Annotated in this window: 16 protein-coding genes, 1 tRNA gene and 2 pseudogenes; 9 read left to right on the forward strand and 10 right to left on the reverse strand. The window is 35.7% G+C overall.

Features of this window, described 5'->3' with window-relative positions:
• Positions 1-48 precede the first annotated feature (48 nt).
• Positions 49-1,476, forward strand: coding sequence for an ankyrin repeat domain-containing protein (locus AABM58_RS01145; protein ID WP_338406057.1), 1,428 nt, complete (start codon positions 49-51; stop codon positions 1,474-1,476).
• 65 nt (positions 1,477-1,541) lie between these two features.
• On the opposite strand, the gene ppdK is transcribed toward AABM58_RS01145, so the two are convergent.
• Positions 1,542-4,223 (reverse strand): pyruvate, phosphate dikinase, encoded by a 2,682-nt coding sequence (ppdK, locus tag AABM58_RS01150; RefSeq protein WP_338406867.1) that lies wholly within the window; start codon positions 4,221-4,223, stop codon positions 1,542-1,544.
• 864 nt (positions 4,224-5,087) lie between these two features.
• On the opposite strand from ppdK, the gene ltrA reads away from it, so the two are divergent.
• From ltrA to AABM58_RS01165, 3 genes and pseudogenes are all read left to right on the forward strand, one after another.
• Positions 5,088-6,563 (forward strand): group II intron reverse transcriptase/maturase, encoded by a 1,476-nt coding sequence (gene ltrA, locus AABM58_RS01155; RefSeq protein ID WP_338406058.1) that lies wholly within the window; start codon positions 5,088-5,090, stop codon positions 6,561-6,563.
• A gap of 3 nt (positions 6,564-6,566) precedes the next feature.
• Positions 6,567-6,716: a hypothetical protein gene (locus tag AABM58_RS01160; protein ID WP_338406059.1), complete on the forward strand. Its 150-nt coding sequence runs from the start codon at positions 6,567-6,569 to the stop codon at positions 6,714-6,716.
• A pseudogene (locus AABM58_RS01165) lies at positions 6,667-7,594 on the forward strand (Rpn family recombination-promoting nuclease/putative transposase). Before AABM58_RS01160 ends, AABM58_RS01165 begins: the two are co-directional and overlap by 50 nt.
• 11 nt (positions 7,595-7,605) lie before the next feature.
• On the opposite strand, the gene hemJ reads toward AABM58_RS01165, so the two are convergent.
• Positions 7,606-8,034 (reverse strand): protoporphyrinogen oxidase HemJ, encoded by a 429-nt coding sequence (hemJ, locus tag AABM58_RS01170; RefSeq protein ID WP_338406060.1) that lies wholly within the window; start codon positions 8,032-8,034, stop codon positions 7,606-7,608.
• Between the two features lie 65 nt (positions 8,035-8,099).
• Between hemJ and pdhA the strand changes: the two genes are divergently transcribed.
• The gene (pdhA, locus tag AABM58_RS01175; protein ID WP_338406061.1) at positions 8,100-9,080 is read left to right on the forward strand and encodes a pyruvate dehydrogenase (acetyl-transferring) E1 component subunit alpha; all 981 of its coding nucleotides are present in this window, start codon (positions 8,100-8,102) and stop codon (positions 9,078-9,080) included.
• An 806-nt stretch (positions 9,081-9,886) separates the two neighbouring features.
• Here pdhA and AABM58_RS01180 read toward each other — a convergent pair.
• Together AABM58_RS01180 and AABM58_RS01190 are read right to left on the reverse strand one after the other, a co-directional pair.
• Positions 9,887-11,179 (reverse strand): cbb3-type cytochrome c oxidase subunit I, encoded by a 1,293-nt coding sequence (locus AABM58_RS01180; RefSeq protein WP_353273403.1) that lies wholly within the window; start codon positions 11,177-11,179, stop codon positions 9,887-9,889.
• Positions 11,172-12,524, reverse strand: a complete 1,353-nt coding sequence (locus AABM58_RS01190; protein ID WP_338406063.1) for a Na+/H+ antiporter NhaC family protein — start codon at positions 12,522-12,524, stop codon at positions 11,172-11,174. The genes AABM58_RS01180 and AABM58_RS01190 overlap by 8 nt, the downstream gene beginning before the upstream one ends.
• Before the next feature lie 228 nt (positions 12,525-12,752).
• Here AABM58_RS01190 and AABM58_RS01195 point away from each other — a divergent pair.
• Positions 12,753-14,533 (forward strand): annotated as a pseudogene (locus AABM58_RS01195) (ABC transporter ATP-binding protein).
• A gap of 12 nt (positions 14,534-14,545) precedes the next feature.
• On the opposite strand, the gene lon reads toward AABM58_RS01195, so the two are convergent.
• From lon to AABM58_RS01225, 5 genes are all read right to left on the reverse strand, one after another.
• Positions 14,546-17,005: an endopeptidase La gene (gene lon / locus AABM58_RS01205; RefSeq protein WP_338406066.1), complete on the reverse strand. Its 2,460-nt coding sequence runs from the start codon at positions 17,003-17,005 to the stop codon at positions 14,546-14,548.
• 15 nt (positions 17,006-17,020) lie between these two features.
• Positions 17,021-18,298 (reverse strand): ATP-dependent Clp protease ATP-binding subunit ClpX, encoded by a 1,278-nt coding sequence (gene clpX / locus AABM58_RS01210; RefSeq protein WP_338406067.1) that lies wholly within the window; start codon positions 18,296-18,298, stop codon positions 17,021-17,023.
• A complete protein-coding gene (gene clpP / locus AABM58_RS01215) occupies positions 18,298-18,924 on the reverse strand; it encodes an ATP-dependent Clp endopeptidase proteolytic subunit ClpP (protein ID WP_038250016.1) in 627 nt (208 codons plus the stop codon). The genes clpX and clpP overlap by 1 nt, the downstream gene beginning before the upstream one ends.
• 11 nt (positions 18,925-18,935) lie before the next feature.
• Positions 18,936-20,270 (reverse strand): trigger factor, encoded by a 1,335-nt coding sequence (tig, locus tag AABM58_RS01220; protein WP_338406869.1) that lies wholly within the window; start codon positions 20,268-20,270, stop codon positions 18,936-18,938.
• A 158-nt stretch (positions 20,271-20,428) separates the two neighbouring features.
• A tRNA-Leu gene (locus tag AABM58_RS01225) sits at positions 20,429-20,510 on the reverse strand.
• Positions 20,511-20,650: 140 nt separating this feature from the next.
• On the opposite strand from AABM58_RS01225, the gene AABM58_RS01230 reads away from it, so the two are divergent.
• The 3 genes from AABM58_RS01230 to AABM58_RS01240 all read left to right on the forward strand — a co-directional run bounded on the left by AABM58_RS01230 (position 20,651) and on the right by AABM58_RS01240 (position 23,561).
• The gene (locus AABM58_RS01230) at positions 20,651-21,247 is read left to right on the forward strand and encodes a BON domain-containing protein (protein WP_010962515.1); all 597 of its coding nucleotides are present in this window, start codon (positions 20,651-20,653) and stop codon (positions 21,245-21,247) included.
• Between the two features lie 60 nt (positions 21,248-21,307).
• Entirely contained in the window at positions 21,308-22,237 is a 930-nt protein-coding gene (gene gshB / locus AABM58_RS01235) for a glutathione synthase (protein ID WP_338406068.1), read from the forward strand.
• 226 nt (positions 22,238-22,463) lie between these two features.
• On the forward strand, positions 22,464-23,561 hold the full coding sequence (locus AABM58_RS01240; protein ID WP_338406069.1) for a Fic family protein: 1,098 nt from the start codon (positions 22,464-22,466) through the stop codon (positions 23,559-23,561).
• Between the two features lie 305 nt (positions 23,562-23,866).
• On the opposite strand, the gene AABM58_RS01245 is transcribed toward AABM58_RS01240, so the two are convergent.
• Entirely contained in the window at positions 23,867-24,709 is an 843-nt protein-coding gene (locus tag AABM58_RS01245; protein WP_338406070.1) for a hypothetical protein, read from the reverse strand.
• Positions 24,710-24,848: the final 139 nt, after the last annotated feature.

Here is a 24,848-nt window from a genome sequence, read left to right on the forward strand (position 1 = left end):
ATTTGCTTTAAGAACCATAAATAAAGCATTCAATATACATCATGCTGCTTGAAACTGCAATATGCCTTGACTGGTTTTGATGGAATTGGTATAATAGGTTATATTTATAGTAGTGGGATTGCAGTTATGCCGTATAGTAATGATGATATTGAAAACCTGGTCTCGCACATAGCTAGAATGTTGCAATATACAGAGGACATTGATCTGGAAGACTTGCTAAAAGGTTCAAGATGGAAAGAAGTTAATTTCCAAGATAAATGTGAAGGAGGCAATTCGTTAGGAGACTTACTTCTAAAACATGCAACCGAAAATAACAACCCACGCATTAAGGATCTTTTTCTTAGAAATGGGTTCAAGCTTTCTCAACAAGAACAAATAGCTGCAGCGATAAATGAGGAAGAAGAGGAGAAAAACACACCTGATGTGGAAGAGAATAGAGCAGACAGTGATGAAGTAGATTTTAGTAACTTCATAGACACTCAATTTGCTATGCCATACAACAAGATAAAAGAAATTGTAACTAACAATCCTAATATAACTGTTGAAGAGTTTGGTAGGAAGCTCAAAGAAAAGAAAATAAATACAAATAAAATAAGTAAAGGTCATTGTACTTTACTTGGGCATATTGTTAATTCAAATGGACCTAATATTACAGACAACACCAATGATCGTGCTATATTTCTACAAATTATTAAATTACTCACAGATTTGAAAACTCAAGCCAACACTGGTACTAAAATCATAAGAACTGGGTTGAGCGAAGCTATAACGACTAAGCAAGCTGATGTTGTGAGAATACTCCTGGATAGCGGTAAGTTTAATGAAGAAGAAAAATTTAACGCTTTGCTCTGTGCTGTTACTCAAAAGTATGTCCAGGGAGTTAAATTATTGTTAGGTCATGTAAATGATGAAAACATGCAAAAGGCTTTAAAGGTGGCCATGGATAAAGAACAAACTACACAAGTTGAAGAAATTACTCAGGTGCTTTTAAACTTTATTACACCAGAAACATCTAATGCAGAAGAAAATATAGTACCAGCACCTCCTATAGTAACAGAAGCAAATGCTAACCAACCTGTGTCAAGTAGTGTTAATGGCCAATCAAATCATAATAACAAAAATAAAACGCCTGTAATACCAGAGACTAAGCAAACTGCCACACCAAATAATGATAATAAAGCTAACGGCTTCGTAGATGCTCAATTTTCTAGGCCAAATGAACAAGAAACTAAATATAAGGAAAATTTTTACACCTCATTGACAAAAGATGTTGTTGGAGTTGTTGTTACAGGGTTACTGATTACTGCTGCTGTGATGGTTCCATCTGTGGCTGGTGCGGTGGTTTGCGGTATTGTAGCTGCTTTAGTTGCAATAGTTACCGGGTGGCATATAAAAAGTTCTACGTTACCAAGTTATAGAGAAATGGAAGAAAATAAAGTTGAACACGTGAGTCCAAAAACTGCACAAACGTTGTGATTCAATTTCGCTAGGGAGGATGTCATTCCAGTGCCCCTTTCTCGTTATCCGAACTGGGATCTAATTTACCCAACACACTTAGATTTTATGCTAAACTGTGCTGCCACTAACTTTGCAACCGGTACTCTATAGGGTGAGCATGAAACATAATCCACCCCTGATTCGATGAGAAACTCTATAGATCCTGGATCTGCACCATGTTCTCCACATATACCCAGTTTTATTTCTTTTCGGGTTTTTTTGCCTCTTTCAATGGCCATCTTGATTAACTCCCCTACCCCTTCGATGTCCAGCACTTCAAATGGGTCGTTTTCGAATATGTTGCTTTCCTTATAAGAATCAAGGAAATTAACTGAATCATCTCTTGAAAGTCCCATGGTTGTTTGCGTTAAATCATTAGTGCCAAAACTAAAGAACTCTGCATGTTTTGCTAACTTATCAGCAATCAGTGCTGCTCGTGGTAGCTCTATCATTGTTCCAATTGAGTACGCCTTGTCTGATGTCATTCCAGCGCGTGACGCTGGAATCTGCTTCTTGATCCTAGCTGAGATGACAGAAGATTCTTTCTTCACTAGCTCGCATATCAGAACAAATTCTTTCTCATTCATTATAAAAGGGATCATGATCTCAGGCTTGATTTCTACATTTTTTTCCTTTTTTAGCTCATTTGCAGCACTAAGTATTGCCCTAATCTGCATGCTATATATTTCAGGATGAGAAATGGCAAGTCTACAACCTCGATGGCCAAGCATTGGGTTCTTTTCTGATAACTGTGCTATTTTATTTTTTACTGACTCAACTGACTTACTAAGTGATTTGGCGATTTTTTCTATAGTAGACTGATTATTGGGTAAAAATTCATGCAAAGGCGGATCAAGCAACCGTATAGTGACCTCCCTGCCCTCCATAATAAAAAATATTTCTTTGAAATCAGACTTTTGCATTTCTTCCAGTTTAATGAGCGCATTTGCCCTTTCATTTTCATCGTCAGCCATTATCAACTTTTGAATGAATTCGATTCTATCACTAGCGAAAAACATATGTTCTGTGCGACATAAGCCTATACCTTCTGCACCGAATTCTTTTGCAATTTTTGCATCTTTTGGAGTATCAGCGTTCGCTCTCACTTTGACCGTTTTGATTTCATCTATCCAGTTGATTATCGTTTTGAATTCTTGCGATAATTCAGGTGAAATTGTAGGGAGAATGCCAAGCATAACCTCCCCTGTTCCTCCGTTGATGGTAATTGGTTCACCTTTATTTACTTTTGTATCCCCTACAGAAAAGAAAATTCCATCTTTATCGATATAAAGTCCACTCACACTGCAAATGCATGGCTTACCCATTCCACGGGTTACAACAGCAGCATGCGAGGTCATCCCTCCCCGTGCTGTTACTATGCCACTTGCAGCATTCATTCCATTAATATCTTCAGGACTCGTTTCTGACCTTACTAAAATCACTTTTTTACCCTGCTCTGCAGCTTTTTCAGCATCACTTGCACTAAACACTACATATCCAGAAGCAACACCTGGAGAAGCAGGTAGCCCCTTCCCTATTACTTTTTGGTCACTCTTAACGTCAAGAACTGGATGCAACAAATTGTCAAAAGTTTTTGGATCAATTCTCAATATTCCTTCTTCCTTTGTAATCGTTCCTTCGTTTACCATATCAACTATTATGCGAATAGCAGCTTCAGCCGTACGCTTGCCAGACCTAGTCTGCAAAATCCATAATTTACCGTCTTGTACAGTAAATTCGATATCCTGCATGTCTTTATAATGCCTTTCAAGTTTTTCACATACCGCGCATAATTCCAGGTAGACACTTGGCAGCAACTTCTCCATGGTGTTTTTTTGCTCTCCGTCAATTGGCATAGGAGTATAAACACCGGAAACCACATCTTCACCTTGAGCATTGACCAAAAACTCGCCAAAACATTTTTTTTCTCCAGTTGAAGGATTTCGTGTAAATATCACACCAGTTGCAGAATTATCATTTAAATTACCAAAAACCATTGCTTGCACGTTGACTGCTGTTCCAAGGTTTTCAGGAATATTATGTATTCTTCTATAGGAAATAGCTCTGTCATTTTTCCAAGAGGCAAATACTGCATTAACTGAGTTTAATAATTGCTCTTCAACGTTCTGCGGGAAGTGTTTTTCGGTTTTTTCATGTACTATCTTCTTGAAATTGTCAACGATCTTTTTTAAAATATCAACATCAAGATCAGCTAAACATTTTGCTCCATTTTTTTGCTGCTCATTGTCAACAACATCTTGAAATAGGTGATGGTCAAGCTGTAGTACAACATTGGAGTACATCATGATGAAACGGCAGTAGCTATCATAGGCAAAACGTTCTCCACTTTTTTTTGCAAGCCCAATTACTGTTTCATCATTTAAACCAACATTTAAAATAGTATCAAGCATGCCCGGCATTGAACTAACACTACCAGAGCGTATTGAAACTAATAAGGGGTTATTTAAATCCCCAAATTTACAACCGATGTCATTTTCGAGCATCGCCATGTAGTTTTTGATCTCGTTACGTAGGTCGTTAGACAATTCATTATCCTGACAGTAAGTCTGACAAACAGAGGTGGAAATTGTGAAACCAGGTGGAACAGGAATGCCAACATTGCACATTTCTGCTAAATTTGCTCCCTTCCCTCCCAGCAGATTTTTCATTTCTGCATTGCCTTCGCATTTACCCTGGCTAAAGTAATGTATTAACTTTTCCCCCATCATTTTCTCCGGATTTTCACTGATAAACACATTGTACATATAGTTCCAATAAACCTGTGAAGACTTGAAACCTTAGGATAATAAATTTTACAAAATTTGGCAACAACGTTCCTTACAACAACATCAGTAAAGTTAACAAAAAAGACGACAAATTATTGAATTATTATTAATAAGAATATATAATATAAAGATATATTTAAAAATTTTTTTATGGCTTTTTCGAAGTTCCTTGATCCAAAAAATGACTTTGCATTCGTGCGACGTGAAAAGTCGCTTATTAAATTGTTTAGCAGGTCACCCTGACTAAACCGAGTGTTTTGCCGCTCGTACCCTACTAGACTGTACAAAAGCAGTAATGCTTTGTGCAAAGCGTTTAGGACAATGAACCCGCCTGAAAAGGAGAAGTTCGGTCTGCGAAGAAAGAACAATGCTATAAGTGTCGAGTTGGCACGGGGGCTAGGGTTAATGGTATGGATAGCGCAAGCAAATGATCCTAAGCATCGTTACGTCGAACAAGCCAAAGACACTGATAGGCTTGAACCAAAAGGTAAGTAGACTGGTTATCAAACTGAACGCATTTGATACGCAAACATCAAGGTCACCGGTGTAGAGATCAATCCTAACCCGTTGTTGTTTAATAGGTGGAACACGGAAACCCCATATATCTCTGGGTTGGATATTCAGTAAGGCCGATCGTGAGAAAGGCTTATGGGTATGTGGGATTGGGAGTGTGGAAAAAGTGAACGCTCATCTGTAATGGATGTGATACAGGTTTAAACGTTACCTGGCTCGAAAGAGAACTGACGTCCACAATGGTCATCTTGGACAAGATTGTTTGTAAAACTTTTAAAGAGAGGAAAGCAGATGGTTACAGGTAAAATTGTAAGTGCACCTTTCGGTACTGCCGAGCACTGGAACCAAATTAATTGGTCTCAATGTAAGAAAAAAACCAGGAAGCTACAAGCTCGTATTGTTCAGGCAACAAAAGATGGGAGATGGAATAAAGTGAAAACTTTACAACATCTTCTCACACGTAGTTTTAGTGCTAAAGCATTAGCAGTGAAACGCGTAACTTCGAACAAAGGAAAATACACGGCTGGTGTTGATAATCAGTTGTGGCAAAGTCCTTCAGCTAAATCTCAAGGAATTGCTAGCCTAAAGCGACGTGGATATCGCTCTCAACCTATGAGACGCATTTATCTAATCAAGCCTGAGGGCGGCAAGCGGCCGATTAGTATTCCAACTATAAAAGATCGTGCGATACAAGCCTTATACCTTATGGGCTTGGACCCTGTTGCAGAAACAATAGGAGACACTCACTCATATGGATTCAGGGTGCATCGTTCAGCAGCAGATGCGGTAAGTCAAATTTTCATAACATTGGCAAGACGTGATGCTCCGCAATGGATTTTAGAGGGGGATATTAAGAAGTGTTTCGATGAAATAGACCACCACTGGTTGAAGAACTCAATTCCAATGGAAAAGAGTATCCTAAATAAATGGTTAAGGTCTGGATTCGTAGAAAGACGAATGCTACGTCCCACAATAGCAGGAACTCCACAAGGTGGAATTATATCTCCTGTACTTGCTAATTTAACTCTCGACGGTCTTGATGATGTTTTCAATAAACATTTCGGAAAAAAGGGAACCAAAAAACGCAAGAAATATGGTGTACACATGATCCGCTATGCGGATGATTTTATAGTAACTGGAAAATCGAAAGAAATTCTAGAGACTAAAGTCAAACGGCTTGTAGAGGATTTCCTGAGCCAAAGAGGGCTATCTTTATCGGCAGGAAAGACAAAGATCACACACATAGAACAGGGATTCGATTTTCTCGGTCAGACAGTACGCAAGTACAAAACAAAACTAATCATCAAACCTTCAGAAAAAAGTGTAAACAGACTTCTGAAGCGCATCCGGTACCTAATTCGCAAGAAGAACGCAGAAACCCAAGAAAAAGTAATTGATATGCTTACACCTCAAATTCGAGGATGGGCCAATTACCATCGAGGAATATGTGCGAGAAAAGCTTACGAAAAAGTGGACCATGAGATCTTCAAAGCCTTATGGCACTGGTCAAAACGCAGACATCCTAATAAAGGATTACGTTGGATTAAAGGTAAATACTTTAATGTCAAGGAGTCTCGAAAATGGTGTTTTGCAGTACTGGCTAAGAATAAAAACATAATTGAATGGAAAGAACTCTTCCAAGCGACAAGTGTACCAATTCGCCGCCATAAGAAAATTAGAGCAGTAGCTAACCCCTATGATAAAGAGTGGTATGCTTACTTTAAAGAACGTCAATCAAAAAAACTCTTCTCGTTGCAAAAATGGTAAGGTATGATTAATGTTAGTTCTAAGAAGGAATTTGTTATGTCCAAATATTCGATAAAAACTGTTGCCGGTTCTAAAGAAAAGGACTTAAGGTGGCTCGAGCCGTATGAAGGGAAACTTTCACGTACGGTTCCTAGAGGAGGGTTCGATGGGTAAATATCTTAGTCCATTGAACTCTTACTCTTTCCTGGCGTATCTTTGGCACTGAAAAGAATAAAGATATTCTCATTCACTTTCTCAATGATATCCTAGACCTTACTGATGCAGATCAAATCAAAGATGTTTCTTTTCTAAGCACGATTCAAGATCCTGATATTGCTTCTCAAAAGCAGAGTATTGTTGACGTTCTCTGTACTGATTCCACTGGAACTCAGCTAATAATTGAAATGCAAGTTGCTAAAACTACTGGCTTTGAAAAGCGCGCTCAATACTATGCTGCCAAAGCTTACTCAAGTCAAGCTCACAAAGGCGATCAATATCATAATCTAAAAGAGATTATTTTTATTGCTATCACTGATTTTATTCTATTTCCTGATAAATTAGCCTATAAATCAGATCACGTTACTCTTGATAAGGTTACCTACGAACATGATCTCAAAGATTTTAGTTTTACTTTCATAGAACTACCGAAATTTCCAAAAACAAAGGAAGATCAGCTAGAAAATATAGTTGAAAAATGGATCTATTTCTTTAAGTACGCTGATGAGACTAGTGAAGAAGATCTAAAGAAAATAATAGGTGGTGACGCTATTATAGGAAAGGCTTATGACTTGCTAAACCAATATAATTGGACTAAAGAAGAACGTTTTACTTATGACCAAGCAACAAAACATATCAATGATTATATTTCTTGTATTAATCAAAAATTTAATGAAGGTGTTGAATTTGGTAAAAAAGAAGGTAGAGAAGAAGGTGAAGTGAAAGCTAAAATAGAGGTGGCAAAAAATCTACTTAAAGCAGGTGTATCAATTGATATCATATCTCAAACTACAGGTCTTACGGTTGATGAAATTGAAAACTTCATTTTAGTTTGAGTTTACAAAGTTTAAAACGGTTTCACAACAACCATAATAACTATGATTATTATCAATACTGTAACTGCCTCATTTAAAACGCGAAAGTAAACGTGGGTTTTTTCATTTGAACCTATTACAAAACTTTTCCTATGCATTGCAAGTAGCCCATGAATAGCAAACACAAAGAGTAATGCTAGTGCTTTTACATGGAACCACCCTTCGCGATATGCTTCTCTTATAATCATTAATGTCATTCCCAAACCAAGTGAGAAAAGCATTGCAGGGTTTATGATATATCTAAGTAGCCTCTTTTCCATTGTTTGAAGCAAGCTATCATTTTCTGATCCCGGTTTTACAGTTGCGTGGTAGACATAAAGCCTGGGTAAATAAAGCATACCTGCCATCCACATAATGACGAAGATAACGTGAAAAGCCTCAAGCCAGTGGTAATAACCCATTGAGATTTATTACAAAATGTTAAAAATTTCTGATATTATTTTAGTTTAATGAAAAAGAAACTAATATGAAAGCAGAAAATTTCACTAAAGAACAGATAATTGGATTCTACAGGAAAATGCTACTCATACGCAGATTTGAGGAAAAAGCAGGACAATTATATGGGATGGGATTAATAGGCGGGTTTTGTCACCTATCAATAGGACAAGAAGCAGTTGCAGTTGGAACTCAAGCTGCATCAAAATTAGGTGATGCTTTTATCACAAGTTATAGAGACCATGGCTTAATGCTTGCATGTGATTCTGATCCAAATGTTGTAATGGCAGAACTCACCGGCAAAGAAACGGGATGTTCAAAAGGTAAAGGTGGTTCGATGCACGTATTTGACATTGAAAAAAAATTCTTCGGCGGACATGGAATAGTAGGAGCGCAAGTTCCAATTGGTACAGGAATAGCATTTGCTAATAAATACAAGAAAAAAGATACCGTGGTATTCACGTATTTTGGTGACGGTGCTGTAAATCAAGGGCAAATATATGAATCGTTTAATATGGCAGCTTTATGGAAGTTGCTTGTGGTTTATATTATAGAGAATAACGGATATGCAATGGGTACTTCTGTAGAAAGATCCACTTTGGTAACTGAGCTATATAAAAAAGGAGAAAACTTTGGTATTCCTGGAAAACAAGTTGATGGAATGGATTTTTTCTCTGTTTATGCGGCTACAAGCGAAGCAGCGGAACACACACGCAGCGGAAAAGGGCCTATCCTGCTTGAAATGAAGACATATCGATATCGCGGTCACTCAATGTCAGACCCTGCTACTTATCGCTTAAAAGAAGAAGTTGAAGATATGAAGCAAAATCATGATCCTATAAGCACTTTAAAGAAATACATGGTAGATAATAAAATTGCTTCAGAAGAAGAATGCAAAGTAATTGATAAGGAAATACGTGATTCAGTGAAAAAATCAGAGGATTTTGCCAAGAGTAGTAAAGAACCAAGCATTGATGAGCTGTATACTGATGTTTACAAATTTGTTAGCTAATTTTTTTATCCAGAACTGTACAAACATTGTATAGTAAACGATGTCATTCAAGTAGCTCCTTCTACCGTCATCCGAGTAGCCCCCTTCTCCTGTCATCCCAGTGCCTTGACTACTTGGATCCAGAAAAAAGAATGGTGTCATCCGAGTAGCCCCTTCGGTGTCATCCGAGTAGCTGACACTGGGATCCAGGTTGCTCACAAGCAAACTAGTATAGAAAGTGGTTACAACGTTTCCGATGAGATTGCAGAAAGGCTGGATCCCAGTGTCAAGCACTGGGATGACACCCTCCTAGTAGAAACGCTTTTGTAATTGCAACATTCGTGCAATCTTTAGCCATAAACATTAAGAAATTTACCAAACGAAAAAAAAGGCAAAAGAAGCCCCATGGTTGGCTAATTACTTACATTATACTTTCAAGTATGGCGTTTTTTTATTCTAAACGTTTAATAACCACGACTCAGCTGCTTTTAAACCGCAACTAATCTAAATTATAAACGTTAAGAAATTTACTAAACAGAAAAAAAGGCAAAAGAAACCCTAAGGTAGCTAATTATTCACTATCCATTTTTTAAGTTGGCGTTTTTTAATGTTTTAAATGCTTTATAAGCGTATTTCAGCTTGTGTAGGTAAAAACCTAGTTTGATAAAGACATAAGGTGCACATAGTGCAAAAAATTAAACATGAGACGCCAAATACGTTGAGTTTTTTTGTCATTTAATCTGTACAGAGAAGATAAATAAATAGCTTCAGTTTCATGATAAGGGCGCTAGCGGAGTTTGTCAAGTAAGTTTTTTCGTTTCTATGGGTCAGTTGGTACGCGCTTTGCCTTTTAACAGATGTAAAAGCACAATTATTACGAACAACATTCCACCAACAACTGATATAGCGCCACCTATAATGAAGCACGTGCGTGCTAACATTGATGAAATACTTGGCAGATCTGCAACTTTTCTTAAGGCACCATATCCACCAAGCCACACAAGACCAGTGATATGGAGAAAATGCCCTATACTGTAGGCATAAATCTGTAATTTTACGATAGAGTTTTTTACCTCTTTAAAGTTTAATTTGGGTAACAGCCAATAAATGAAATTCATAAAAGCTATAGTGATCCCAACTACAGAACCGTGATAATGAGCGGGAATGGTGACATTTCCTTCAATAGTCAGCACTCCAAGCACATCTCCATAAATGAACAACAAAAATGAATGTAATAAATAGTTGCTTTTATCATTAGTAAAAGTTCTGATGTTGCAGCACACTAATATTATCAAAAAGCACGGCAAAACTGCTCCAGCAATCCTCATATGCCAAGTAAAAAACTGTATTAACTTGGCACTATCAACTGGATAAACAAAATATACAAACGGTGCGCCTACAGCTAAAATTGTGTTTATAAACAGCGGTAAAATAGTAATTTTATTGCTTGAAGCTAAACTAGCATCACTGATTATTAAATACACTAAAAACATTCCTTGAGTAAAAGCAAACTGCAATAAATGTCCGCCTCCCCAAAAGAGATATTCGTAAAACAAATTCTTATCTGAATGATATAGACCTGGAGGCATATTTTGATATGCTAAAACAAAGCAAAGAAATGATGAAACAAGTATAATAACCAGCCCAATTTGCCCCACAGAGAGATATGAAATCTCTTTTTTTGATGTGTATGCTAGCATTGTATTTACTAATATACTGGCAATAAATAAACTGAGTCCAAGTAAAAATAATTTGTTTTGTAATACGGGAATATAGTTACTTTTGATAACTTCAGTGTTTGGAACGAATGCGGATATAAACATGAGCAGCATCGAAAGGGTTGATAGAACCCATGAAAAGTTAAACCAACTATTGGTATTTTGTAGGTTTATGATAAGAAGTAGAGATATTATAGAGCACATCCACACCAAAATTGACAAATTTACGTGTATCACCAGCGCATTATCAAAAATATATTGTGCAGAAGGAACGAAAGAGGAGATAAAAGGCAATCGTAAAAAAATAACAATTATTGACAACAATCCAGAGCAAGCAAGGGCACATACTGCTAAGAATATCCATCTTTTACAAAGTGAAGTATTGTCTTGTATGTTAAGCACAATCTTTTTTCTCAATTTTGTTCAATACAATATATAACACTGCAATAATACCTAAAACATAGCAATAGTATACGTGTGGCATGACTGCCAAAGGTGAAACTCCAGCAATAGTGCTAGCCAAAAGCAATTGAGCGCCATACGGTATTAATCCTTGAAATACACAAGAAAATGTGCCTAACCATGTTGCACTATAGTGAGGCGGTATTTCATATTTCTTAGCAATATCTCTAGCAATTTCACCACTAAAAATTATAGCGATGGTGTTATTTGCAAGTAAAATATCAAATATACTGACTATTTTTGCAATAAATAACTGCGCAGTTTTTTGTCCACCACGTTGTATCATAACCCAAGATGAAAGTTTATCTGCAAGCTCCTTAGAATTTTTACCTACTAGTCCTGAAAGTCCGCCAACCATCAATGACAGTAGCATAATTTCATGCATACTCATAAACCCTTTGGTGATGTTTTGGCTTAAAAACAATAAACCATGATTGTTGTTATTTATAAATCCAATAATTCCAGCAAAAGTTATGCTTAAAACCAATGCCGTAAATACATTGATTCCAAAGTTTGCAAGCAATATAAGTATGATGTAAGGAGCCACAAGCAATAAAGAATACTCCTTAACTGAAATAGCAGCACTATTGCTTGAGCTATAAAATAATATAATTATTGTGAATATAGAAGCAATTAGTGCCACTTTTGCATTCAGTTTTAATTTTTTCTTTATATCAGCCTTTTGAGACATCACAGATGCAATTGTAGTATCAGAGATAATAGATAAATTGTCGCCAAACATTGCTCCTCCTACAACGGTTGCCACTCCTAAGGAAGGAGAAATCCCAGCTTGTGTCAGTTCAACTGCAATAGGAGCAATTGTTGCAATGGTGCCCATTGATGTACCAATAGCAGTGGAGATGAAAGCTGCTACAAAAAATAATCCTATGAGTAAAAATTGTGTTGGTATAAATGAAAGAGCCAAATTAACTGTGGCATCAGCACTACCGATTGCTTTAGTTACTTCACTGAATGCACCTGCAAGTAAAAAAATGATGCACATAGTGATAATATTACGATCTCTTACCCCATCTAGAAAGGCATACATTTTTTCTTCAGTATTGCCCTTGTATAAAACCCAACCCAGAGCTATGGCAGGAACAATGGCTACCAGTGGAGATAACTGATAAAAAGCATTTGACACGCCAAGAACAGTAAAATATATACCACTCCCTACAAAAAGAAAGAGGAACAGTAAAATAGGCAAAAATTTGTAAGATAAAACATACCTCAGCTCTGATAAATGCAAATCAACTATGATATAATTTATATTATTATAAACCACAGTTGGCACCTTGACCAATGTTTTTCTAGAAAGCAATCTACCAGAAAAGGTTTCCATGAAAAGGACTATTATAATATGATTGTTATCATCTACTTGAATTAAACTGGGAGATAGAATAAGTAAAAAATATGAATGACATAACAACAAAGCAAGTCATATCCTTATGGGATGCGCAAGTTGGTGGGTTTTTGCCAGATAGAAAGGAAGGTAAAGAAATTGAGTGTTCAAATGAATCATCAGCTACCTAAAACTTTATATTCTTTCATCTGGCATTTTTTGAAACCATACAAATTATCGGTCTCGATTTTTGTTTCCCTTGCAATCTTTGCGGGATTTTGGGGACCGTTGAACAGCATACTGATTAAGAACATCATCAACCTTCTACCACATGTGCAGAATGGAGATATTTCAATTTTAATATTACCATCAAGCCTGATTGTCGTGAATTTTATCGTATTTGATAATTTCACTTGGAGAGGAATTGGTTATATACGCTGTAGATTTATTCCTGTTGTTATTAATAGTGTCATTGGAAAAGTGATGGATCATGTACTCGGAAAATCTAATAAATTTTATCAGGATAATTTATCAGGAAAAATTTCAAGACAAATTACTAATCTAGCAGATGGAATTGAAATTCTGATAAGCAGAGTTGCACCGAATTTCTTAAGAGGAGCTTCATTGTTGTTGGCTGCTTTTATAGCTGCTTACTCTGTAAATTCTATATTTTATTTCATATTGGTTGTCTGGTTCATATTCTTTGCAAGTGCAAGCATTATGATGTCACGAAAGCTTATTTCGCTGTCTGATGTTCAAGCTAAAGAAGAATCGATAGTGATAGGTGAGCTGGTTGATTCTCTATCTAATCAAAGTAATGTCAGAAATTTTTCTAGAAAGTCTTATGAAAATTCAAGAATGATTCCATTTTTGTGTAATCAGCAAAAAGCGTATACAGCAACCCATTTTTACTCATTTATCATGCACTCCATACAAGGAGGATTAATAGCCATTATGATGGCTTCTTCTGCTTGTTTTCTAATTTATCTTTACAGCAAAAACTTAGTGGCTATAGGTGATTTTGCTTTAATATTAGGTTTATCGATGGAAACAGGACATATGATGTGGTTCACCATGTCAGAGGTCGATGAATTCAATAAAGCAGTCGGTAGATGTAAGCAAAGTTTAATTTCATTAATGATACATTGCGAAATTCAGGATAAACTTGATGCAGTTTCTCTCAAATGTAATAGTGGGCAAATCACTTTTAATAATGTCAAATTCCATTACGATGGTACCGAACCTCTTTTCCAGAATAAATCAATCGCTATCAAAGCTGGACAGAAGGTAGGACTTGTTGGCTATTCAGGTGGTGGTAAATCTACTTTTGTGAACCTGATATTAAGGCTTTACGATGTAACTGATGGTGCAATTCTCATAGATATCAAGATATTTGTAATGTTACGCAGGATTCTTTGCGTGCAAAAATCGCAATGATCCCACAAGATCCATCGCTTTTTCATAGGACTTTGATGGAGAATATTCGCTATGGAAAAACAAATGCTAGCGATGATGAAGTAATTGAAGCGGCAAAAAAAGCACATGCTCATGAGTTTATTTCAAAATTACCCCAAGGTTATGATTCACTCGTTGGTGAAAGAGGTGTGAAACTTTCTGGTGGACAAAGGCAACGTATCGCAATTGCCAGAGCTATCTTAAAAAATGCTCCTATATTAATTCTGGATGAAGCAACTTCACAGCTTGATTCTGTGACTGAAAGTAATATTCAAGAATCTCTATGGGAGTTGATGCAAGATAAAACTACAATAGTAATAGCCCACCGCCTATCTACGCTTTTGCATATGGATCGCATTTTAGTGTTTGATCAAGGTAAGATTTTAGAAGATGGCACGCATCAGGAACTTCTTGATAAAAACGGAATGTATAAGACCCTATGGAATGCGCAAGTTGGTGGGTTTTTGCCGGATAAAAAAGAAGTGGAGATTGTATAATATTTTCTTAATCTAATGCTTCAATGTTTCCGACATAGGAAAAGTATCATCTTTATTTTCTATAGAGGAAGGCACACTATTTTGATTATCATCACCATCAATTGGAGTAGTAGGGTGCATTAAAGCAACTTTCATAACTTCATCAATATTCTTAGCAAAAACTACGTTGATCCCTTCTTTGATGCTTGCAGGAATCTCTTGCATATCTTTCTCATTTTCACTTGGTATAATCACAGTTTTGATTGATCCTCTGAGCGCTGCAAGCAATTTTTCTCTTAAGCCCCCAATAGCTAAAACTCTACCACGCAATGTCACTTCGCCTGTCATAGCAACATTTTTGTTAACTGGTATATTCGTCATAAGAGAAACAATAGACGTACATACCGCGCCGCCAGCAGAAGGGCCATCTTTTGGTACAGCACCCTCAGGTACATGCAAATGTATATCATTATTTTGGAATTTTTCGGGCTTTATACCAAAAAACAAACAATTTGATCGAATATAACTATACGCAGCTTTTATAGATTCTTGCATAACCTCTCCAAGCTTTCCTGTGTATTTTATCTCTCCCTTGCCCGGAATTAGGACTGATTCTATCATCAAAATATCACCACCTGTTTCAGTATAGGCAAGCCCAGTTACTATTCCCACCAAACTCTCATTTTCTGCAATGCCAAAGGTATATTTACGCACCCCTAAATAATCTTGTAAATTGTCAACCCCTACGGATATTTTCTTATTTTTATCAGTCAATATTTCTTTAACTGCCTTTCTCATGAGCTTTGCAAGCTCCCTTTCCATACTCCGCACACCACTCTCACGTGTATATAAACGTATCAACTCGTATAACGCCTCATTAGTTATATCCCATTCCTTCTGATACAAACCATGCTCCTTCTTTAACTTCGGAATAAGGTGGTGTGTAGCAATACTGATTTTTTCATCTTCAGTATACCCGGACAATTGTATAATTTCCATCCTATCACGCAAAGGATGTGGTAAATTTAAGCTGTTTGCTGTAGCTACAAACATTACACTTGAAAGATCAAACTCAATTTCCAAGTAATGATCCGTAAAGTGTTTATTGTGCTCAGTATCTAAAACCTCAAGTAATGCAGATGCAGGATCGCCACGCGAATCAGAACCCATCTTATCTATTTCATCAAGCAGAAAAAGCGGGTTGCATGACTTAGCTTTTTTCATGTGTTGAATGATTTTACCAGGCATTGAGCCAATATAAGTTTTCCTATGCCCTCGTATCTCGGACTCATCACGCACACCACCAAGAGCTATGCGAACAAAATCTCTTCCTACTGCTCTTGCCATAGACTTAGCTAAAGAAGTTTTACCAACACCTGGTGGTCCAACTAAGCAAAGTATAGGACCCTTTATCTCTTTTACTCTTTTTAATACTGCTAAAAATTCTATTATCCTATCTTTTACTTTCTCTATGCCATAATGATTTTCATCTAAGATTTTCTTAGCTGCATTTAAGTTAATTTTTGCATCTTTGTACTTTCCCCATGGCAAATCAAGCAACCAATGCAAGTAACTAGATATAACTGTAGCTTCAGGAGAAATGGGATTCATTTTCTTGTATCTCTTCAAATCAGTTATAGCTTTCTCTCTTGCTTCCTGAGAAAGCTTTGTTTCATTTATCTTTCTTTCAAATTCATTGAGTATATTTCCTTCATCCCCATTCTCAAATTCACCTAATTCTTTCTGTATAGCTTTCAATTGCTCGTTAAGGTAGTAAACTTTCTGAGTGCTTTCAACTTGCGATTTAATTGTCTTATATAAACGGTTTTGTGCGTTCAAAATACTCATTTCTCTCTCAATAAAAGCAAAAGCTTTTTTTAAACGCTCTTCTGGGTCATAAGCCTCAAGTATGCTTTGTTTATCTGATACTTTTATATTTAAATGTGAAGCTACCGTGTCTACAAGTTGATCAACTTCTTTGATTTGATCAATGGAGTTAATGGCAACCTCGGGCTGATTTTTCTTGTTTAGCTTACACCAGCTATCGAACGCGTCTACAACAGACCGCCTTAAAGCCTCTAAATCAATATTGCCTTCATCTTCTTCATATTCATAATGACTGTCTAACTCTACCCTTGCTTGTAATAAAGTATGAGAGCTAATATATTCTACAACCCTTCCCCTTCTTATCCCCCGGATTATAACTTTTACTGCATTGTCAGGTAATTTTATTAACGGTTGTACAATGCTTGCTAACACACCTACTTCATAAAGATCTTCAGGCTCTGGATTATCAACAGAGCCATCTTTCTGTGCTACAAGAAAAATCTCATTTTGGTGATTACTACTACTTATTGCATACTCTAGTGCATTAACAGATTTTTCTCTGCCTATGAATAAAGGCACCATTATATTTGGAAAAATTACTACATCTCTTAAAGGTAATACTGACAATGCAGCAAAACCAGAGCTTACAGTACGTTCAATGTTCATAATATATGCCTCAAATTAATCATTAACCGTTATAACATTGCCATTATTATTATGATTAACCGTTGCTTTTCCTAACTCTACCATTTTCTTAGTGATTACTATAGTGCTACCTTCAAAGCCTCCATTTCCGGCTGTATACATAATGTCAAGCAAAAGTGACTCTAAAATAGCACGTAACATTCTTGCGCCTGTTTTATAGCTTATAGCCTTTTTAGCAATAGCTGATATCGCTTCATCTGAAAACTCAAGGTTTACTTTGCTAAACGCAAGCAATGCTTTGTATTGTTTTATTAGCGCATTTCTTGGTTCTGTCAAAACATGTATTAAATCTTCATGATCCAGCTCATCTAAAACAGCAGTTATTGGAACCCGCCCTACAAATTCGGGTATTAAACCGAATTTGATTAAATCTTCAGGTTGAACATCATGTAAAGCATTTTTTTTCTTTTGCTCTTTAGACTGACTTATATCTGCTCCAAAGCCAACTGATGTTCCCTTTTTTCTCGCTTCAATAATTTTATCGAGGCCTTCAAAAGCTCCTCCACAAATAAACAGTATGTTACTAGTATCCACTTGTATAAACTCTTGTTGTGGATGTTTTCGCCCTCCTTGTGGCGGAACATAAGCAACTGTACCCTCCATAATCTTAAGCAGAGCTTGCTGGACCCCTTCACCTGAAACGTCACGGGTTATTGAAGTGCTTTCAGATTTTCTTGTAATCTTGTCTATTTCATCTATAAACACTATACCACGCTGTGCTTTTGCAATGTCATAATTTGCAGCTTGTAATAAACGCGACAACACGCTTTCTACATCATCACCCACATAACCTGCCTCAGTTAAAGTTGTCGCATCAGCCATAGCAAATGGCACATCTGAAACTTTAGCAAGTGTTTTGGCCAGCAAAGTCTTACCAGAACCAGTGGGACCAATAAGCATTATATTTGACTTCTCGATTTCAATATCACTTATAGCATGAAATTGTACCATGGATTGACAATGGTTATACATAGCTACAGATAAAACGTGTTGCGCATGTTCTTGACCTACAACATGCTTGCTAAGAAAATTTTTTATATCCTCAGGTTTCTTTAGTAATAGCTTCATATCAGATATACGATCTGAATTAAAAGATCTATCTTTCTTTTGACTTATTGCTTTATGGGATAATTCTATGCACTCATTACAAATAAACACCTTTAAACCATCCGAAGAGTTAGTAATCAATTTATCTACTTCATCTTGCGCCTTGTTGCAAAAAGAACAGTAGTGTAAATCATTATTATTATCCATTAACCCACCTTTTGTTTAACTTTAGTATTTTCAATTTCAATATCTGTACGCTCAGCTATCACCCTGTCAATTAAGCCAATTTTCCTTGCTTCTTCAGGATCCATGAATTTATCTCTTTCCATCATTCCTTCAATTTTCTTCAGTGAATTTCCAGTATGTTTTTCATAAATTTGATTTAGTTTTTTCTTAACTCGCAAAATTTCATTAGCATGTATTTCTATATCAGTTGCTTGACCATGATAACCACCAGATGGCTGATGTATCATAATTCTTGAATGAGGTAGAGAGTAGCGCTTACCTTTTGTACCAGCTGCAAGCAACAAAGAACCCATAGATGCAGCTTGACCTATACATAAAGTTGAAACGTCTGGGTTTATATACTGCATTGTATCGTAGATTGACAAACCAGCAGTTACAACACCACCTGGTGAGTTAATATACATACAAATGTCTTTATCGGGGTTTTCCGATTCTAAAAATAAAAGCTGTGCTACTATTACACTGGCCATGTTGTCCTCAATAGGGCCAGTTACGAAAATTATTCTTTCTTTTACTAGCCTTGAATATATGTCATAAGCGCGCTCACCGCGACTAGTTTGTTCAACTACAATTGGTATAAGAGTCATACCTTTTCCTATTAAATATTACCAAACAATTCCTTTAATTCTTTCACAGAAATAATCTGCTCTTCTTTACTCACTTTTTCTATTATATAATCTGTCACTTTATACTCAAGCGCTTGTCCTCTAACTAATTCTTGAAATTGTTTATTTGATTCAAAATGCTTAAGTACTCTGTCAAACGGTACATCCTTACTGACATATTGATTTACAATAACATTCAAAACATCATTTTGAGTTAATGATATTTTATGTTCTTCACTAAATTTCATAAATAACATAGCAAGCTTTACACGTTTTTCAGCTTCTTTACGAGAATCATTTTGAGCACCCAGTTCTCCTTCCATTCTTTGTTGCTCCTGTTTTACTATGTCTGTGGGTAAATCAAAACTATAATTAGCATCCAAATAATCAAACAGCTCCTTTTTAATTAAGAGATTTCTCATTTCGGTACACTGATCACCAATCATTTTTTTTGCATGATTTATTAGCAAAGAATAATCTTTAAAACCAATACTCTTAGCTATTTCATCATCATTTTCAAAATCTTTGGCAAATTGAATCTCATTAACTCGCACAGAAAAATCAGCTTCCTGTCCTGCAAGGGAAATGGCTTGGTAATTTTCAGGAAATTTCAACTTAAAGTCCTTTGTTTCTCCCTTTTTTATACCAGTTAATTGATCTTCAAAACCATTAATAAATGTGCCAGACCCTAAATTAACGGCAAAATTTTTGCTACTTCCACCTTGAAAGAGCTTATTCCTAATCCGCCCTTCAAAATCAATTATCAATTTATCCCCATCTTTCGCTTGATAAGAAGCATCATCAACAGAGGCAAAATTGGGGAATTTTGTTTTGATAGAATCAATAAATTCTTTTATATCTTCCTCTTCAATCTTTGCCTCAATTTTCTTTAAGTTTATTTTGTCAAGATCTATCGCCGGTACTTCAGGCATCGACTCAAAAGATAGCTTGTATACAAAATTGCCCTCCTCATTTTCTTTGCCCAGATCTGGTAATGATATAACATCAACCTTAGGATAAATGTGAGACTTGACTTCAATTTTTTTCATCAAATCACTTGAGCAATAATCAATTGTATTATTTATCACATATTCCAAAGCTTCGTTTTTATAATTTGCAACAACAAGGTCATAGGGCATCTTTCCAGCCCTAAATCCAGGTGATTTTGCATTTTCTGCTATCTCTTGCAACCTGGAATTTACCTTTTGTTTTATATAATCACTACCAACTGTGATTTCATACTCATACTTTAGTTTATCTATACTAAGCTCTTTGTAGGTATATACGCTACTTACTTCGACTGTATTTTGAGGTATATTATTAGACATCATAATTCATTTATTAACATTTTAATTCATATCTTAATAGAGTCATTTTACCAGAATTTAAGTTAAACACAATCCTTAAGAACAGGTTTTTATACAAACAAAAGTGTATTTAGTGATTATAAATTTTCCCTTAAAACCTAAGTTACATGACTTTAAAGTGCGGATAGAGGGACTTGAACCCCCACGAGCAAGCTCACCAGGACCTAAACCTGGCACGTCTACCAATTCCGCCATATCCGCAAGAAATTTTCAGTACCCTATTATAGGTATTCCATTAAAAATATTCAAGGTTTAAAGTCTTACTTAATTTATGGTATTTACACAATCAAAAAAGCTTATTAACATTTCTTAATGAAAGCTCTAAACCCTGAAAATCAATAATGAGATTAATAACAAGCTTCTTACTCGCAATTTTTTTGATTACACAAAGTGGTTGCACAACCCTTATAATAGGTGGTGTGGTGGCTACAGCGGCAGCAACAGCAATAACAATGCAGGACAAATCTTTGGGAAATATCATTGATGATACGACTATGGTCATCAGAATTAATAAGGGGCTCTTAAAACATGGGCTATTTTCATCCATAAAGGTTAAAGTAAGTGAAGGAAGAGTATTGCTCATTGGAAGTGTTGACACTCCTGAAAAACAACTTACAGCAGAAAAAATAGCTTGGCAGCAAAAAGAAATTAAAGAAGTGATAAATGAAATAAGAGTAATACCAATTCAAATGGCTTCCATGCTAGACACCACTGTAGATGGCATGATAACAGCGGAAATAAGAACAAGACTTCTGGGAAAAAGAAATATTAAGTCAATTAATTATAGCGTTAATACGGTTGATAGAGTTGTTTATTTGATGGGCATAGCCCAAAATAAAGCGGAATTAAAAGCTGTAATAGCAATTGCAAGAAAAGTAAAGGGAGTAAAACAAGTTGTAAGTTATGTACGATATAGGTACAGTAAATTACGCCATTAGGCAAAAATCGCCTTCAAATTATAACATTTGTACAGTTGTGACAATAGGTAGAGAACATAAATGAAAGTTGCCTTTCAGATGGATGAAAATATAAATTTTGAAACTGACACTACATTCGTGCTAATAAAGGAAGCACAAAGGAGGGGGCATGAGGTTTTTGTCTATGCTCCTAACAATTTAGCACTAAAGCTAAACCATCCAATTGCTTTAGCCCAGAAAGTTACAGTTGATAATTGTGGATTCATTTCTAAAGAAGATATGGCAATCAACTTGAATGAAATGAACATCGTATTTATCAGACAGGATCCACCCTTTGATATGCGTTATATTACAACAACATATATCTTAGAAAAAACTAGCGCATTGGTAATTAACAATCCAACAGAAATAAGGAATTGTCCTGAAAAACTGATAACTTCATTATTTCCAGAGCTAATTCCGCCGACTTTGATTACTGAAAATATATCAATGATTAGAGATTTTTACCGCAACTATAAAGATATTATCCTGAAGCCATTGTATAGTTATGGAGGAAACGATGTGATAAGAATACAAGACGAGAATAGTATTCAAGTAGTAGTGGATCTCATGATAGCAAAATATGAATGTCCTGTAATTGCGCAATCATTTTGTAAAAACATAGATAAAGATAAAAGAACATTGTTACTGGATGGCCAACCAATTGGAACAATGAAACGAGTTCCAAAGATTAGTGGAGAGATCAGGACAAATGTGCGGCTTGGAGCAAGTTTTGAGCCCGCTCAAATGAACGATAGGGACAATGAAATATGTAACAAAATTGGTCCTGAATTAAAGAAAAGAGGGCTAATATTTGTTGGTATTGATATTATAGATGACTTCCTGCTCGAAATTAACACAACTTCACCCACGGGAGTAGTTCATATCAATAAATTGTATAATATATCGCTAGAAAAAGATCTTTGGGACGTGTTTGAAGAAAAAGCAAGCAGCCATCAACTAAACCTGTGAACAATCAATTGACCTTACCCAGAAAAAGTGTCAGGGGTTTAGCAGTGGACTAGGTAATGACAAAAAGGAGGAAATACTAGGAGAATGTATGAGTAATTTATCCTATGTTGAACTAGAGAATCAAAACGAAGTGGTAAGGTAAATTATATTTCATTAAAGTCATTTATCTTGAAACATAAGCAGGATTTTGTATAATTGTTTCAATTTGGGTCTGTATATTGAAACAATGCGTGAAAGTGGATATTACCATTATATAGATAAGTTAGCACACTTTGTCCCTTATTCATTACCACCAAAAGATCCTCCTTTTATTTTTAGTGAAAATATTGCTGTTCTTTACGGTGAAACAATGATAAAGCTTGGTCAGTTGAATGAAATGGCTGAGCGTTTACCAAATGCAGACAGGTTTATTAAGGCATATATTGTAAAAGAAGCACTACTTTCTTCCGCAATTGAAGGTGTACACACAACTTTACTTGATGTTTTTACTCAAAGAGTATCATCAACAAAACCTAACAAGCAAACCCAATTAGTTATGAATTATACAAGATCACTTGAGATGGCGCTCAGTACAGCAAAACATTCAACAATAGCACAAACCATCTTAACTGCTCATAAAGAATTAATGCAATCTAAAGAAGGTGGCGGTGAATATCGTGCAGATTCTGTACGTGTTGGTGATCTCATTGCAGCCCCTGCACCTGAAGTAGTCAATCTAATGAACGACTTAGAAAGCTATGTTAACACTGATAACAAATTGCCTCCACTTATAAAGGTAGGGCTAGTGCATGCACAATTTGAAATTATTCACCCATTTGTAGATGGTAATGGAAGAATAGGAAGACTTTTAATTGTAATACTACTAATTCATTACAACTTATTATCAACTCCAATACTTTATCCATCCTACTATTTTAAAAAGAACCACTTTGATTATTACAGATGTTTAGACAGAATAAGAACTCATGGTGACTTTGAGGAGTGGATTGAGTATTACTTAAATGCTATAAAAGATAGTAGCTTTGATGCTTATTGTAGAGCTAAGAGCATTGAAAAGTTGGAAAGAGATTTAGTAAACATAATTCAAGTAAATCAATGCTTCTTCAAGATCCGTGATACGGCATTGCAAGCATTGAATATACTTTTTCAACTTCCAGTTATAAATGTTAGAGAGTTAAGTAAAAGGTTAAATAAAGCCTATAATACAGTAAATAATCTAATTCTACAATTTGTTGAAGCCAAAATATTAGTGGAAGACAGCAACAACAAAAAGCGTAATAAATTTTATAGGTTTGAGGCTTATCTAGAACTTCTTGAACAATAAGCTCTCCTTTAATACACAGTTGTACGAACATTGTATCATTTATTCAATCAAAAAGACAGCATCTCCTTTTCTTGTTCCTGTCATCCGAGTAGCTCGGTCAACTACAAATGAGTACACCAGCAATAAACGCTGGATCCAAGTAGTCTGGGCACTGGGATGACACCCTTCACGGGCTCTTAAATTACTTTAGCCATAAATATTAAGAAATTTACTAAGCAGAAAAAAAGGCAAAGAAACCCCGTGTAGATAGTTGTTCACTCTCTATCCTTGCAGCACGCTCTTTTGATCCATTTTTGGCATCGCTATTAGTTCCCAGGTCCATGTGCATTTCCATGTTCATTACTATGGGCAGGAGGTTCTACACTTTCCAGATGGCTGTTTACTTCTAGTGGCTTATCCAAGTTATGCTCTATTTTTAACTTAAATCCTAGCTTCTCGCAGAATTTGTAAAAATACTCCTTAATGACATCAAATAAATTTCTGCCATCAATTTTGTAATCTCTCAATTTTCGAGGAACAGTGAGCAACAATTTACCATCTTTATATGTCACATCATCTTTCCCATCTTGAGATTCAAGTGTGAATTCTAGTGAGCTATCCAACTTACATAATTCTTCTTCTGGTTTTGCTAAAGTGCAAACTGCAATTTTTTCTTCAATTCTGATTGTTGCATGACTTGGATCACTACAATTAATATATGTTGTATGACTAGAACCGAAAACTAACTCATGTGCCGTAGCTACATGAAAAAGAGGTTTATCTTCAGCGTATAATGCACCTACGTACCCTGCCTGATTACAATTGGTAACCAGTTCTTCTAGGATAGAATCATTTGGAACTTTTGCTTCAGCATATTTGAACATTTCCTTAAAAACTTCTTTTACAAACGGATGATAATTCTTTTCTCCAATTTCGTCGTTTTCAATCAAGCTAGCGTATTTTGCATATAATTGATTAATAAAGTTTTGATCTATATCTTTTTTATTAATAACAAAATCCATTCTTGGAAAATCTTTATACGCTTGATAACCAGAATTCGCTTCAGCATTGTCTTTACCAGCTCTTAACTTACTAAAATCAAACTTTTCTGCTTGAGCTCTTAGTGTAACTACTGGATTTTTCTTTTCTTCTGGTTCAGAGTTGTTCATTATTAATACTTTAATATGAGCTGCTAATAGTATAATAATACACAAAAATAGTTAACAAGTTAATAAAATGTTTAATATAGATAGTAAATATTGCATAGCTTGACTATAGGGTGACAGGATCTTAAGAAGACTCTATAAC

It is taken from the genome of Wolbachia endosymbiont (group A) of Longitarsus flavicornis, assembly GCF_963931955.1.
In the GTDB taxonomy this organism is placed as follows: domain Bacteria; phylum Pseudomonadota; class Alphaproteobacteria; order Rickettsiales; family Anaplasmataceae; genus Wolbachia.